Source organism: Streptomyces sp. NPDC047315, from assembly GCF_040643215.1.
In the GTDB taxonomy this organism is placed as follows: Bacteria; Actinomycetota; Actinomycetes; order Streptomycetales; family Streptomycetaceae; genus Streptomyces.
This window is the reverse complement of record NZ_JBEYTZ010000003.1, coordinates 74,369-88,404: the sequence shown is the minus strand read 5'-3', so window position 1 is coordinate 88,404 and position 14,036 is coordinate 74,369. Positions and strand designations below refer to the sequence as shown.

Genomic DNA, 14,036 nt, shown 5'->3' with positions numbered 1-14,036 from the left:
CCTGCGGACCGCGAGTGGTTGCCCGCGCAGTTCCCCGCGCCCCTGTCTTGCTCCACCCGTCACTTGTCTGCGGGCTGGAGGTGCAGGTTTTTAGGGGCGCGGGGAACTGCGCGACAAGCCCACCACCGGCCCGCAGAGACCGACGGGCGGAGCAAAACAGGTGGCGCTGGGGTCCCCCCCCCAGGCCCTTTGGGGCCGAGGGGGCGGAACTGCGCGATCAGCCCACCACCGGGTCGCAGAGGCCATCGCACCCGCAGGGGAACGGCGGCTCCGTCCGCAGCCGCAGGAGAACCGGCGCCCTCGCGAGCGCCGCCAGGCGCACCCCGCACACGCCATAGGCTGCGGTCGTGGCTGATGGAGCTGAAGGACGCGAGTACCGCATGCACGAGCTGGCCGAGACCGCCGGCATCACGGTGCGCACCCTGCGCTTCTACCGTGAGCGCGGCCTACTGCCCCCGCCACGCCGCGAAGGCCGCATCGCCTGGTACGACGACCGCCACCTCGCGCGGCTGCGCACCATCACCGCGCTGCTGGAGCGCGGGCACACCCTCAACGGCATAGCCGACCTCGCCGCCGCCTTCGAGAGCGGTAGGGACGTCGGGGAGGTGCTGGGCCTCGGTGAGCCGTCGGAGGAGACCCCGGTCCGCCTCACCCCCGAGGAGCTGGCCGACCGCTTCGACGGCGGCTTCACCCACCAGGACTTCGCCGACGCGCTGGAACTCGGCTATCTGGCGACGGACGGCGAGGCGATCGTGCACACCAGCCGCCGGCTGCTGGACGTGTCGGCGGCGCTGGTGCGGGAGGGGGTGCCGCTGGGCGAGGTCCTGGCCGCCGGCCGCTGCGTACGGACCCACGCGGACGCCCTCGCCGCACTCTTCGTCGACATGGTCAGCCGACACACCCTGACCGGCACTGCCGGCGCACAAGACACGGACGGCGGCACCGCCGCGGCGGCCCGCGCGGAGCGGCTGCGCTCACTCGCCAAGAGCGTGATGGAGGCGGAAATCTCGATGGCCCTGGACCGCGCGCTGCGCGACGCGCCCCAAGACGGCCCCTAGAGGTCGAAGACCGCCGTCACCGGAGCGTGGTCGCTCCAGCGCTCCTCGTGGCTGGCCGCCCGCTCCACGTGCGCCTTCACGGCCCGGTCGGCGAGCCCGCGCGTCGCGACCTGCAGGTCGATGCGCCAGCCGGTGTCGTTGTCGAAGGCCCGCCCGCGGTAGGACCACCAGCTGTACGGACCCTCCTGGTCCGGGTGGAGGGCGCGGACCACGTCCACGTACTCCGCCTCCTCGTACACCCGGGTCAGCCAGGCCCGCTCCTCGGGCAGGAAGCCCGCGCTCTTGCGGTTGCCGCGCCAGTTCTTCAGGTCGGCCTCCTGGTGGGCGATGTTCCAGTCGCCGCAGACCACGACCTCCCGCCCGGCCGCCGCCGAGCGCGCCTTCAGCTCGCTCAGGTACGGCAGGAAGGCGTCCATGAACCGGTACTTCTCGTCCTGCTTCGGCGTGTCCGCGTCACCGGACGGCAGGTACAGGCTGGCGACGGTGACGCCCGGCAGGTCCGCCTCGACGTACCGCCCGCTGTCCTCGAACTCGGCCGCCCCGAATCCGGTCCGCACCTCGTCCGGCTCGCGCCGCGTGTACAGCGCGACCCCCGCCCGTCCCTTCGCCGCGGACGGCACGTGCACCGTGAACCAGCCTTCGGGCGCGCGCACGGACTCGGCCAGCTGCGCCGCCTCCGCCCGCACCTCCTGGAGGCAGACGACATCGGCGTCGGTCTGCGCCAGCCACTCCACGAAGCCCTTCTTCGCGGCGGCGCGCAGCCCGTTCACGTTCACGGAAGTCACGGTGAGCATCCAGCGAGCGTAACCCGCGGACGGAGCGGGCCCGCCGCGCCCGCCGCCGTACGATGATCCGTATGAACATTCGACCGGTCCCGTACGACCACCCGGACGCCGTGGCCCTCAGCGACCTGGTGCTCAAGGAGTACGTGGAGCTGTACGGCCCGAGCGAGGACGGCGACACCGACGGTGACGCCACCCCCCTCGACGCGTCGATGTTCGTCCCCCCGCAGGGCCTCTACCTGGTCGCGTACGACGAGGAGGGCCGCGCCCTCGCGACCGGCGCCTGGCGCAGCCAGGACGACAACCCCGAGGGGTACGCGGACGGCGACGCCGAGCTCAAGCGCATGTACGTGATACCCGAGGCCCGCGGCCTGGGCCTGGCCCGCCGCATCCTCGCCGCCCTGGAGTCCGACGCCCGCGCCGCCGGCCGCACCCGCATGGTCCTCTCCACGGGCGCCCCGCAGCGCGCGGCGATCGCCCTCTACACCTCCAGCGGCTACGGCCCGGCGCCCCGCACCTTCGGCCACTACCGCGACTACGACGACGTCCGCTGCTTCGCGAAGGACCTGGACGCGGCCTGAGCGGCGCAGCCCGGTGCCGAGCGCGGTGCGGGGCGGCGGCCCGGCGCCTCAGCCGAAGCGCACCACGGCCTGGTAATACGTCCAAGCGGTCCCGTCGCACGTCCCCTTCGTGGCGCCCGAGTACCGCGCGCACACCCGCTTCATGTCGGCGTGGAAGGCGGAGTCGAGCCGCGCCTTGTTGGCGCTGAACGTGCCCGCCTTCTTGTAGTTGCGGTAGCCGAAGTCATGCCGGATGCAGGAGTTCTTGAAGGGGAAGCCGAAGGGGTTGTCGGGGGAGTTGGAGCAGTAGTCCGTGGACCAGTCGAAGCCGTACGCGGCCCAGGACGACTGCTTGGCGCGGGCCGCGAAGAACGCGTCGTAACTGGCGGCGCCGGTCTGGGTCCAGGAGCTGAGGACCTTGGGCTTGTCGGCGGGGGCGGCGACGGCGGGCGAAGCGGAGACGAGTACGGCACAGACGGCGACGGCGGCGGAGGTGGACACGGCGGTCGTGAGGGTACGGCGGCGGCGCATGGGGACGCTCCTGCGGGGACGTGGAGGGAGAACCCCGCGTGGGTGGCGCGGGGCGGCGCACCGATCACCACCGGGGGAACCACGGCGGGAACGGCGCGCGGCTCACACCCCGTCCCGCCGCGACACGACTGACCGGGCGTCATATTTCGCCGCCCGGCCGTTCGTTCGGCGGCACTTGTTTACTGCCCGGTAGGCGACCCGATCGAAACTACGCGCGTCCACGCGCGGGGTCCGCGTCCCATATGGGCCTTCTTGTCACGCCCCCACCGCCTCGACGATGGTGCGTGCAGGCGCTTCTGAGGCGCCTGGGCACAAAGAAGAGCGGCCCTTCGCCGCGCTCAGGCCGCCCTCCAGACCGCGCTCAGGCCGCCCTCCAGACCGCGCTCGGACCGCACTCAAGCCGCCGGCAGCAGCCCCGCCAGCGTCGTACGGGCGTCCTGGAGGACGGTGATCCGTTCGTCCAGACCGCGCAGTTGCTCCTTGAGCGTGTCCGCGACGCACTCGTGCAGCTCCGGGCCCGGGCCCTCGACGCACGGGAGCACCGCGCGGATCACGTTGGTCGTCAGGCCCGCGGCCAGCAGCGTCCTGATGTGGCCGACGACGACCGGGGCGTCGGACGCGTACCGCCGGTGGCCGCTGGAGAGGCGGTACGACACCAGGAGGCCCTGCTCCTCGTAGTAGCGCAGCAGCCGCGGGCTCACGCCCGTCGCCCGCGCCAGGTCACCGATCTTCATCTCCACGCGATCCACCCCACCGCGTTCCACTCGACCGTGATCCACTCCACTGTGATCCGCCTCACTCGCACCGGCTCGCACTTGAATCTCACACTGATGTCAGATCCTAGGTTTTCCCCATGAGCACCGCAGTGACCCCCACTCAGTCCGCCGGCACCGACTCCTTCGTCACCCACCTCAACGGCCGCCCGGCCACCGCCGACGACCTCGCGCCGCTCGCGTTCGCCGGCTACGCCCACTTCACCGCGATCCAGGTGCGCGACCGCCGGGTCCGGGGCCTCGACCTCCACCTCGCGCGGCTGCGGTCCGCGTCGCAGGAGCTGTTCGGGCGGGCGCTCCCCGACGACGCGGTCCGCGCCCGGCTGCGCGCGGCCGTCGACGCCGGGCCGGCCGACGTGTCGCTGACGGCCACCGTCCACTCCCCCGCGGGCGAGTTCACCGTGGACGACCCCGACCTCGAACTCGACCTCCTGGTCCGCACCGCACCGCCCGCCGACGGGCCCCGGGGCCCGCTGGCGCTGACGACCGTCGCGTACGAACGCCCCGTCGCGGCCATCAAGCACGTCGGCGAGATCGCCAAGACGTACCACCTGCGCCGCGCCGTGGCCGAAGGCTTCGACGACGCCGCATTCGTCGACCGGCACGGCCGGCTGAGCGAGGCGACGATCTGGAACCTGGCGTTCTGGGACGGCGAAGCGGTGGTGTGGCCGCGCGCCGACGTGCTGCGCGGCACGATGATGTCCGTGGTCGGCCGGCAACTCGACGGGCTCGGCGTCCCCCAGCGCGTCGAGGACGTCACCCCCGCCGACCTGCCCGCGCTGTCCGGTGCGGTGGTGCTGAACTCCTGGACGCCGGGCGTCCCCGTCCACCGCATCGACGACGTGACGCTGCCCGAAGCCCCGCGCTTCCTCGACGCCCTGCGCCGCGCCCACGCCGCCGAACCGCTCACCGCGCTCTGACTCGATCGAGCTGCTGCGCGAGGAGGTGCTGCTCGCGGTGCCGCGCGGGCACCGGCTGGACGGGCGGGAGAGCGTGACGATCCCCGAGATCGCCCATGAACCCTTCGTCACCACGCGCCACGGCCATTGGCAACGCGCCCTGCTCGACCGGCTGTTCGCGGCCGAAGGGCTGACGCCGCTGCTCTCCTGCGAGGGCGACGAGCCCGGCGCCACCCAGGACATGATCAGTGCGGGCCTCGGCATCGGCCTGATCCCCGCGATGTCCCGCGAGGCCGGCACGGACGCACACGTCTCCGTCGCCCGGGTACGCGTGGCCGCACCGGACTGCCAGCGCCAACTCACCCTGGTGTGGCGCCGCGACCGCTACCTCTCCGAAGCCGCCGTGACATTCCGCGAGTTCACCACCACCAAGCCCCTGACGACCCACCGACTGACACCCCTGCACCGCGTCCACGACACCCGACCGTCGCCCTGACCCGGCGACACCGGGCAGCGCGACCGTCCGTCCGTCCGGCGGGGCGCGGCCCATGGTAGGGATGGCGGATGCCCGGACGACTCCCCCTCGACCAGCAGGTCGACGCCCTACGCTCCGTACTCCTTCACAACGAGGTCCTGGCCGACGTGCTGACCAGGGCCGCCGCCCTCCGCCTGCCCGACTGGTACCTGACGGCGGGCTGCCTGTTCCAGACGGTGTGGAACGTCACCACCGGCAGACCCGCCACCAGCGGCATCAAGGACTACGACCTCTTCTACTTCGACGGCACCGACCTGTCGTGGGAGGCGGAGGACTCGGCGATCCGGGCCGGGCGGACGGCGTTCGCGGGCCTGCCCGCCGAGGTGGAGATCCGCAACGAGGCGCGCGTACACCTCTGGTACGAGGAGAAGTTCGGGGTGCCCTGCCCGCCGCACCGGTCGACCGAGGCGGCCATCGACTGCTTCGCCGCAACCACCTGCTGCCTGGGCGTGCGGCTGGAGCCCGACGGCCGCTGGCGCGTGTACGCACCGCACGGGCTGTCCGACGTGTTCAACCTGGTGGTCCGCCCGAACCCGGTGCTCGCCCCGCGCGAGGTGTACGAGACGAAGACGGCGCGCTGGCAGGAGACGTGGCCGGAGCTGACCGTCCTACCGTGGCCGACGCCCCTCGGGACGGGCTGAAGCGGCCGGCTCACCTCCCCCTGGGCCACTCGTGACGGACGGCGGCCTCGGCCAACCGCCCCGGCTCGAAGACGGTCGCCGCCACCCGGAACTCCGGTGCCAGCGCGCCCCACACCTCCTCCAGGAGCTCGTCCCGGCTCCCCGCCCCGGTGCGGAACTCCACGAACGACGCGGCGGTCTCCACGAGTTGTCCGTCGGAGTGGTACGTCGTCATCAGCACCGCGTCCCCCGGCTCCAGGTCCCGCACCGCGAGCGTCACCACATCGGCCGCCGTACGACCGCCCCGACTGCGGCGCGCACCGCCGAACCACGCGTCCCGCCCCGACCGCAGCTCCGCCACCACCGTGATCCGGGGCGTGTGGATCGGCGGATCCGGCTCGTACTCCAGCCCACCGAGCGCCTCGACGGGCCGCCGCCCGTCCCCCAGCCGGTCCGACACCTCGGCGACCTGCTCCCCGTTGCCGAACACCAGCCACTCACCGCGCTCCCGCGCCGCGACGTAGTGCCGCAACGGATCGTGCCCGACCACCTCAACCGGCCCGACGACCAACTCCCCCTCCCCACGTCGCAGAACCCGCTCCCGGGAAGCGGCACTGCGCCCCGTCAGGAAGTACCCCCCGCACACCGCCCCGTCGAGCGTCCGCGCCCACAGCACGCCCCGCCCCGGATACCGGTTCCCCTCCAACACCTCGTGCACCTGCTCCACCGACCCGCCACTCCTTACCACTCAGACGCTCGGACATCCGCCCATGCAGCGCGAGGACGACGCGCACCCCTCATCCCATCGCACGCGAGGCCGTGCCGACCAGCGTGTTGGTCCGATCCGACCGGCCGGGGCGCAGACAGATGGCCCGAACAAGCATCAGGCGTACGGTTCACCGCCGATCCGCGTCGGCCGTGGTGCGTAGGCACCAGAAGACCAGCGCGGCTGGTCCCCGTGCACCAGGAGAAGACAAACGCGGGGCACGATGCCCGGCGCCCTGCCGGAAGGGAGTGTTGAACGCGAGCGCCCAGAGGGCGTGGCGCACCTCAGCCAGGTCCACGCGCGTGCTCGCCATCGACGATGAACAGGACGGTCATGTCCCCAGCTGTGCTCTCCCCGGTCCGCATCGGGAAGCTTTCGATCGGCGCCCTCGGCGTCTTGGCACTCGCCCTCGGCACCCTTCAGTCAGTGGTGGAGCCCGCGCTCCCGCTGCTCCAGCGTGAGCTGGACGTCAGCCCCGGCGAAGGCGCACTGATCGGCAACACGCTCCTGATCACCGGCGCGGTCGTCACGCCCGTCGCGGGCAAGCTCGGCGACCGCTACGGCGGAAAGCGGGTGCTGATCTGGCTGATGGCCGTGGTCTCGGCCGGCGGCCTGCTGGCCAGCCTGGCGCCGAACCTGCCGGTGTTGTTGCTCGGTCAGGTGTTGCAGGGCGTCATGGTGGGCGCGCTGCCCCTCTCGTTCATCCTGGTGCGCAAGCACCTGTCGACGACGGAGTCACAGGTGGCGATCGGCCTCGTCATCGCGCTGTTCACGGGCGGCGGCATGGTGGGGACGCTCCTTGCCGGGCCGATCTCGGAGGGCTTCACCTGGAATTGGATGTTCGCGCTGCCGACGATCGCGGTCATGGCCTCGACGCTGGCGGTGGCGCGGCTGATGCCGCACGATCCGCCGGTCGAGTCGGACAGCAGGATCGACTGGCTCGGCGTGGTCCTGCTCAGCGGCACGCTGCTCGCGTTCATGCTCGGGCTCGTCACCGTCACCGACGGCGACCTGTCCCCCCTCGCGATCGGTGCCCTCGCGGTGGCCGTGGCCGCCCTCGCGGCCGGCTGGGTCGCGGTCGAGCGCCGGGCAAAGTCGCCGATGGTCGACCTGCGCATGCTGGCGAAGCCCGCCATGTGGCACGCCTGCGTGCTCACCTTCGTCATCACCACCAGCTTCGGCATGGTGGTCTTCCTGCTCCCGCAGATGTTCGCGGCACCGACCGAGGGATACGGCTTCGGCGCCGACACCACCGCCATCGGACTGTTCCTGCTGCCCGGCGCCATAGTCGGAGCGTTCAGCGACTCGGTCGGCGGCATCGCGGCACGGCGCTTCGGGCCGCGCGCCGTGGTCATCGCGGGCGCCGTCGTCACCGCGGGCACGATGCTCGCCCTGACCTCGCTGCACTCCGCGGAATGGCAGCTCGTCCTCGCGAAGGTGCTGACCGCGTTCGCCGCCGGCATCGGCACCACGGCGCTGCTCGCGAACACCGCCACCGCCATCGAGACCAAGGACACCGGCATCGCCACCAGCCTGCTCGTGGTGACGCGCGTGATCGGCGTCGCCCTGGGCGCCCAGATCGCCGGCGCGATCCTCGACGCCGGGGCCGACCCGACGACGGAGCTGCCGAGCGAATCGGCCTTCGTCACGGGCTTCGCCGTAGCCGGCCTCACCGCCGCACTGTCACTCCTCGTCGTCCGCCTCACGAAGAAAGAAGCCAAGGCATGACGCCCAACAACCCGTCGACGACCGTGAACCCCCGCACGCAGCGCAGGGTCCTGATCTCCGGGGCCAGCATCTCCGGCCCCACCCTGGCGTACTGGCTGCACCGGTCCGGATGCGCGGTCACCGTGGTGGAGAAGGCCGGCGCCCTGCGCGCCGGCGGCTACCCCATCGACATCCGCGGCACCGCCGTAGAGGTGGTCCGCCGGATGGGGATACTGCCGCAGCTACGGGACGCACACATCGACTCCCGTCGCTGCACCTTCCTCGACGCCGACGGCAGCACGGTGGCCGCGGTCAGCCCGCGCGCCGTGGCCGGCGGAGTCGAGGGCCAGGACCTGGAAGTACGTCGTGGAGATCTGGCCGCAGCCCTCTACTCACTGGTCCACGACGACGTGGAGTTCATGTTCGGCAACTCCATCGCCGCCCTCGACCACACCGCACACGGCGTCGACGTCACCTTCCACCGCGGCCAACAGCGCACGTTCGACGTGGTGATCGGCGCCGACGGCATGCACTCGCAAACCCGGGAGTCCCTGTTCGGCCCCGAAGAGCAGTTCCACCGCTACCTCGGCTACTGCTTCGCCATCTTCACCATGCCGAACGCCCTCGGCCTCTCCCATGAAATCGCCCTGTGGAACGCCCCGGGCAAAGCCGCGGCCCTCTACGCCGTCGGCGACAACGACGAACTGCACGCCTTCCTCAACTTCCACCAGCCTGAGCCGCCGCTCGACGCCCTGCGCAACCCCGAAGCCCAACGGGACCTGGTCGCCACGACCTTCGCGGACGCGGGATGGGAGGTCCCCCGCATGCTCGACGCCATGCGCGACGCGGACGACCTGTTCTTCGACACCGCCGGGCAGATACGCCTGCCCCACTGGTCCCGCGGTCGCGTCGCACTCGTCGGCGACGCCGCGTACGCACCCTCGTTCCTCACCGGACAAGGCTCAAGCCTCGCGCTGGCCGGCGCCTACGTGCTCGCCCACGCCCTAGCCGCGAACCGGGACCACACCGCGGCCTTCGCCGCCTACGAACGCGACGTCCGCGAGTTCGTCGCCATGAACCAGGCCCTGGTCGACCACGGTGCGGCCACCCTCTTCCCCACCACGGCACGGGCCCTGGAACAACGCAACGCCAAGCTGCGCGACCTCGTCACCCTGCCCTCCGCAACACCCCGCCCCGCCCACTCCGCCCTCACACTGCCCGCCCCGCTCGCCCCGGCACCATGACGCAGTGACGCCCCGACGTCGTGACGCCGTGACGCCGTGACGCCGTGACGCCGTGACCACGTGCGGCACCGACCGCAAACCGTCGCCCCCGCTACGGCTTGCGGTCGGTGCCCCCAGGAACGTCGGAGCCTTCGGGGCCGGCCTGCACCAGTCCCGTCCGGTAGGCGATGACGACGAGTTGCGCCCGGTCGCGGGCGTCCAACTTCGTCATGGCGCGCTGCACGTGCGCACGGACGGTGAAGGGGCTCAGGAACATCCGCTCGGCGATCTCCTGGTTGGACAGACCCGTCGCGACCAGGGCCACCATCTCCCGTTCGCGCGGGGTGAGCACGTTCAGCCGATCGTGATGATAGGTCGGGGCTTCGTCCGGTGTGGCCAGGAAACGGGCTACTAAGGAGCGCGTCGCCACGGGGGACAGCAGCGTCTCGCCGCCGGCGATCGTACGCACGGCGCTCAACAGGGCCTCGGCCCCGATGCCCTTGCCGATGAAGCCGCTGGCCCCCGCGCGCAGCGCCTGAGCCACGTACTCATCGGTCTCGTACGTGGTGAGGATCAGGATGCGACTGTCGCGCAGTTCCGGGCTCGCGCAGATCTCCGACGTGGCGGTGAGACCGTCCACATCGGGCATGCGGATGTCCATGATCACCACGTCCGGGCGCAGTTCCCGGGTGAGTCGCACCGCTTCCCTGCCGTCAGCGGCCTCACCGACCACGGCGATGTCGTCGGCGCTGTCGAGAAGGATGCGGAAGGCATCGCGCAGCAGGGCCTGATCGTCGGCGAGCAACACCCGGATCGTCACGGCGCACCCCCGGCCTCTTCGTCGCCCACCCGCTCGTCGCCCACCCGTTCGTCGCCCGTCAACTCTTCGCCAGTCAGCTCTTCGCCCGTCGCTGTTGCCGCGGTCTGCTGCGGGGTGTCCTTGAGCGGAGGAATGGGCAATCGGACGCTGACCTCAAAGCCGCCCTCGAGGCGCTCGCCCACGGTGATGTGCCCCCCGACCGCGGCGGCACGTTCCCGCATTCCGATCAGGCCGTATCCACGTGAACGGCGCCGCGGCATGGGCTCGTTCAGGTCCACCGTCCTGTGCGGCACCGTGGACTCGATCGATCTCGTGAACTCGTTCATCGCCGTCGACCCCGTACGGGCGCCCCCGCCGTCGTCGACGATGGAGACGGACAACCGTTCGGTGAACCAGATCAGACGCACCCGGGCGCTATCGGTTTCGGCGTGCTTGGTCACGTTGGTCAGGGCCTCCTGAATGATGCGGTAGGCAGTGAGGTCCACCCCCGGCGGCAGCGGTCTGACTATGCCTGCCTTGCTCACTTCCACCTTCAGCCCTGCACGGCTGAAGGACTTGAGGAGCGCAGGCAGCCGGGACAGCCCGGGCGCCGGTTCGAAGAGCACCGGCGAGTCTCCGGACTGACGCAGCAGACCCACCGTGGCCCGCAGTTCGTCGAGCGCGTTGCCGGTGGTCTCGACGAGTTCCTGGAGGCTCTTGCGGGTCTGCTCCGGGCGGGTGTCGAAGAGGTGGGCGGCCACCGTGGCCTGCGCGTTGGCCAGGGTGATCTGATGGGCCACGAGGTCGTGCAGCTCCCGGGCGATGCGCACCCGTTCCTCGGCCACGCGCTGACTCGCCTCGCTCTCCCGGCTCTCCTCGGCCCGCTGGGCCCGCTCCTCCACGGCCGCCAGATAGGCCCGTCGGTTCTGCGCCGAGTTCCCGAGCACCCCGGCCACCAGCGGGAACGCCGCCACCGCCGCCACCCTGCTCGCGTCCTGCCACGAGAGGGCCCCGAAGAAGGGCGCGGAGGCGACCAGCAGCGCCACGGAGGTGATCGACACCGCGCTCGCCGCGTGCCGCTCCGTGCGCGCGGTGAGCGAGTACGCGGTGACCACGGCGGGCGCGACGATGAGCGGGCTCAGCAGCAGGCCCAAGGCCGGTGCCAGCGCACCGCTCACGGTCGTGACCGCCATGGCTGCCAGGGGTGCCCGGTGCCGCACCGGCAGCACGGCACAGGACACCACGGCAATGAGGTAGGCGGCGGCGGGCGGCGGTGACAGCGGGTCGTCGACCGGCACCACCCCACCGAGCAGACAGAGCGCGAACGCCGTCGCGGTGATCGCCGCCTCCCGCCACCACGCTCCGCGCGATCGCAGGCCGCCGCCGCCCGTGTTCGTCATGGCCGGCTCAGCTCCCGCCGACGGGGAGCCGCGGCACCGCCGCGTCCTGACCGGTCGCGGAGGCCGGAGCGCGCCTGCTCAGTGCCTCACCCTCGATGTCCACGTTCGGCAGCACGCGGTTCAGGATAGAGGGCAGCCACCAGGCCCGGTGACCGAGGAGCGCCAGGACCGCGGGCGCGATCGCCATCCGGACCACGAACGCGTCGAAGGCAACGGCGGCGGCCAGGCCGACACCCATCGTCTGGATGGTCGGGCTGTTCATCCCGATGAATCCGGCGAACACGCTGATCATGATGATCGCCGCCGCGGCCACCACGCGTCCACTGTGCCGGAAGCCGTTCACGACTGCCTCGCCGGGGGACGCGCCGTGCACGTACGCCTCCCGCATCCGGGTCAGGAGGAAGACCTCGTAGTCCATGGCGAGGCCGAACACTATGCCGATGATGAGGATCGGCATCAGCGACATGACCGGCCCGGTCTGCTCGATGCCGATCAGGTCCGCCGCCCAGCCCCACTGGAAGACGGCGACGACGACGCCGAAGGCGGCGCCCACGGACAGCAGGAAGCCGAGCGCGGCCTTGACCGGGACCAGGATCGAGCGGAAGACCACCGTCAGCAGGAGCACCGCCAGGCCGATGACCACGGTCAGATAGGGGACGAGGGCGTCGGACATGGCTTCGGAGATGTCGATGTTCAGCGCGGTGGTGCCGGTCACCAGGATGTCCGCACCCGTGTCGGCCTCGACGTCGGAGACCGCGTCCCGGATCGCGTGCACCAGGTCCTTGGTCTCACCGCTGTTGGGTGCGGTCTGCGGGACGGCGGTGAGGACGGCCGTGTCCTTGGTTTCGCTGAGGACCGGATCACCGACCGACGCGACCCCGCCCACTTCCCGTACGGTCTTCACGACCAGGTCCGTGGTGGCCCCGGCGTCCGCGGCCCCCGCCGTGTCCACGACCACGGTCAACGGGCCGTTGAAGCCGGGCCCGAAGCCTTCCGACAGCAGGTCGTAGGCGCGGCGCTGGGTGGTCTCCACCGGCTTGGACTCGTCTCCGGGCAGCCCGAGTTCCAGGCTGAGCGTCGGCAGGGCGAAGGCACCGAGTCCGAGTCCGGCAACCATCAGCACGGCCACCGGCTTGCGCAGCACGAACCGCGCCCAGCGGGTGCCGAGCCCGGGCCGGCCCGCCGCGGTGGGCACCCGGTGCAGGTGCTCGCTGCCCGGCCGGGTGGCCTTGCGAACGGCGCGGGGCAGCACCCGCCGGCCGAAGAACCCGAACAGCGCGGGGGCCAGGGTGAGCGCGACGAGTACGGCGATGGCCACCGCGCCCGCGCCGCCCATGCCCATCTTGGTGAGTTCGGGGACCCCGACGACGCCCAGCCCGACCAGGGCTATAAAAACGGTCGCCCCCGCGAAGACGACGGCGGATCCGGCCGTGCCCACCGCCAGGCCGGCGGCCTCCTCCGGTTCGCTGCCCTGGGCGCGTTCGTCTCGATAGCGGGAGGTGATGAAGAGTGCGTAGTCGATACCGACCGCCAGCCCCAGCATCAGCGCCAGAATGGCCACGGTCGACGTCAGCCCCAGCGGCACCGCCAGCGCGCTGACCAGGCCGAAGGCGATGGCCACGCCCATGAAAGCGGTCATCAGCGACAATCCGGCCGCGACCAGCGACCCGAGCGTGACCACCAGCACCACCGCGGCCACCATCACGCCGATGATCTCCGTCGAACCGCCCGGTGCCACCTCCGCTTCCAGGGCCGAGCCGCCGATCTCCACGGTCAGCCCCGCGTCCCGGGCCTGGCTCGCGGCGTCCTCCAGGGCGCTCTTCGTCGGCTCGGTCAGATCGACGGCGTCCGCGGTGTAGTTCACCGTGGAGTAGGCGATGGTGCCGTCCTTGCTGACGGCGCCGGTCTCATAGGGATCGGTGGTCGACGCGACCTGATCGCCCCCGTCCAGCGAGCCGAGCGTCTTCTCGATGACGGCCCTGTTCTCCTTGGCCGTCACCCGCTGCCCGTCCGGCGCCTGGAACACCAATCGAGCCTCGGCGCCCTGGGAGTTGCTCTGGGGGAAGCGCTCGTCCAGCAGGTCGAACGCCTTCTGCGACTCGGTGCCGGGCATGGAGAGGTCCTCTTCCTGCCCGGCCGGTGCCGTGGCGGCGGCGATCCCGGCGAGCACCAGGACCCCCAGCCACAGACCGCTCACGAGCCGGCGCCTCCGAAAGGCCCACCGTCCCATCCGGTAGAGAAATGTCGCCACCTTTTGATCACTCCAGACGCCGCTAGCCACGGGGAAACGTGCGAGATCCGCACGCGTTCAACGCTCCTCTCCGGCGCCCCGCCGGGCATCGTTCCCCGTAGCCGTCTTCCTCTGGTGCACGCGGACCAGGTG

14 protein-coding genes are annotated in these 14,036 nt (G+C 71.6%); 7 read left to right on the top strand and 7 right to left on the bottom strand.

All coding sequences use genetic code 11. The annotated features are described in order from the left end of the window. Window positions 1-347 precede the first annotated feature (347 nt). Complete coding sequence (locus ABZ842_RS04035) at window positions 348-1,058, top strand: MerR family transcriptional regulator (protein ID WP_361531183.1); 711 nt, start codon at window positions 348-350, stop codon at window positions 1,056-1,058. Here ABZ842_RS04035 and ABZ842_RS04030 read toward each other — a convergent pair. Continuing rightward, window positions 1,055-1,852 (bottom strand): exodeoxyribonuclease III, encoded by a 798-nt coding sequence (locus ABZ842_RS04030; protein WP_361531180.1) that lies wholly within the window; start codon window positions 1,850-1,852, stop codon window positions 1,055-1,057. The two genes, ABZ842_RS04035 and ABZ842_RS04030, sit on opposite strands and share 4 nt — an antisense overlap. Window positions 1,853-1,914: 62 nt before the next feature. On the opposite strand from ABZ842_RS04030, the gene ABZ842_RS04025 reads away from it, so the two are divergent. Beyond that, window positions 1,915-2,421 (top strand): GNAT family N-acetyltransferase, encoded by a 507-nt coding sequence (locus ABZ842_RS04025; RefSeq protein ID WP_361531177.1) that lies wholly within the window; start codon window positions 1,915-1,917, stop codon window positions 2,419-2,421. 48 nt (window positions 2,422-2,469) lie between these two features. Here the strand turns inward: ABZ842_RS04025 and ABZ842_RS04020 are convergent, their stop codons facing one another. Together ABZ842_RS04020 and ABZ842_RS04015 are read right to left on the bottom strand one after the other, a co-directional pair. After that, window positions 2,470-2,931 carry a phospholipase gene (locus tag ABZ842_RS04020; protein ID WP_361531174.1) on the bottom strand — a complete coding sequence of 154 codons (462 nt, stop codon included), beginning with the start codon at window positions 2,929-2,931 and terminating at the stop codon, window positions 2,470-2,472. A gap of 395 nt (window positions 2,932-3,326) precedes the next feature. Further along, a complete protein-coding gene (locus ABZ842_RS04015; RefSeq protein WP_361531814.1) occupies window positions 3,327-3,665 on the bottom strand; it encodes a MerR family transcriptional regulator in 339 nt (112 codons plus the stop codon). 119 nt (window positions 3,666-3,784) lie between these two features. Here ABZ842_RS04015 and ABZ842_RS04010 point away from each other — a divergent pair, with 119 nt between their 5' ends. From ABZ842_RS04010 to ABZ842_RS04000, 3 genes are all read left to right on the top strand, one after another. Next, window positions 3,785-4,624: an aminotransferase class IV family protein gene (locus ABZ842_RS04010; protein ID WP_361531171.1), complete on the top strand. Its 840-nt coding sequence runs from the start codon at window positions 3,785-3,787 to the stop codon at window positions 4,622-4,624. Window positions 4,625-4,649: 25 nt separating this feature from the next. Beyond that, complete coding sequence (locus ABZ842_RS04005) at window positions 4,650-5,099, top strand: LysR substrate-binding domain-containing protein (RefSeq protein WP_361531168.1); 450 nt, start codon at window positions 4,650-4,652, stop codon at window positions 5,097-5,099. A 68-nt stretch (window positions 5,100-5,167) separates the two neighbouring features. After that, window positions 5,168-5,779, top strand: a complete 612-nt coding sequence (locus ABZ842_RS04000; protein WP_361531165.1) for a nucleotidyltransferase family protein — start codon at window positions 5,168-5,170, stop codon at window positions 5,777-5,779. 10 nt (window positions 5,780-5,789) lie between these two features. Here ABZ842_RS04000 and ABZ842_RS03995 read toward each other — a convergent pair whose 3' ends face one another. Then, complete coding sequence (locus ABZ842_RS03995; protein ID WP_361531162.1) at window positions 5,790-6,485, bottom strand: IMP cyclohydrolase; 696 nt, start codon at window positions 6,483-6,485, stop codon at window positions 5,790-5,792. Window positions 6,486-6,857: 372 nt separating this feature from the next. Between ABZ842_RS03995 and ABZ842_RS03990 the strand changes: the two genes are divergently transcribed. Together ABZ842_RS03990 and ABZ842_RS03985 are read left to right on the top strand one after the other, a co-directional pair. Beyond that, entirely contained in the window at window positions 6,858-8,252 is a 1,395-nt protein-coding gene (locus ABZ842_RS03990) for an MFS transporter (RefSeq protein WP_361531159.1), read from the top strand. Continuing rightward, complete coding sequence (locus tag ABZ842_RS03985; RefSeq protein WP_361531156.1) at window positions 8,249-9,475, top strand: FAD-dependent monooxygenase; 1,227 nt, start codon at window positions 8,249-8,251, stop codon at window positions 9,473-9,475. Before ABZ842_RS03990 ends, ABZ842_RS03985 begins: the two co-directional genes overlap by 4 nt. Window positions 9,476-9,566: 91 nt before the next feature. Here the strand turns inward: ABZ842_RS03985 and ABZ842_RS03980 are convergent, their stop codons facing one another. From ABZ842_RS03980 to ABZ842_RS03970, 3 genes are read right to left on the bottom strand one after another with little or no spacing between them, the layout of a single operon-like run. Beyond that, window positions 9,567-10,274 (bottom strand): response regulator transcription factor, encoded by a 708-nt coding sequence (locus tag ABZ842_RS03980; protein WP_361531153.1) that lies wholly within the window; start codon window positions 10,272-10,274, stop codon window positions 9,567-9,569. Further along, window positions 10,271-11,653: a sensor histidine kinase gene (locus ABZ842_RS03975; protein ID WP_361531150.1), complete on the bottom strand. Its 1,383-nt coding sequence runs from the start codon at window positions 11,651-11,653 to the stop codon at window positions 10,271-10,273. Before ABZ842_RS03975 ends, ABZ842_RS03980 begins: the two co-directional genes overlap by 4 nt. A gap of 7 nt (window positions 11,654-11,660) precedes the next feature. Continuing rightward, entirely contained in the window at window positions 11,661-13,904 is a 2,244-nt protein-coding gene (locus ABZ842_RS03970; protein WP_361531147.1) for an MMPL family transporter, read from the bottom strand. Window positions 13,905-14,036: the final 132 nt, after the last annotated feature.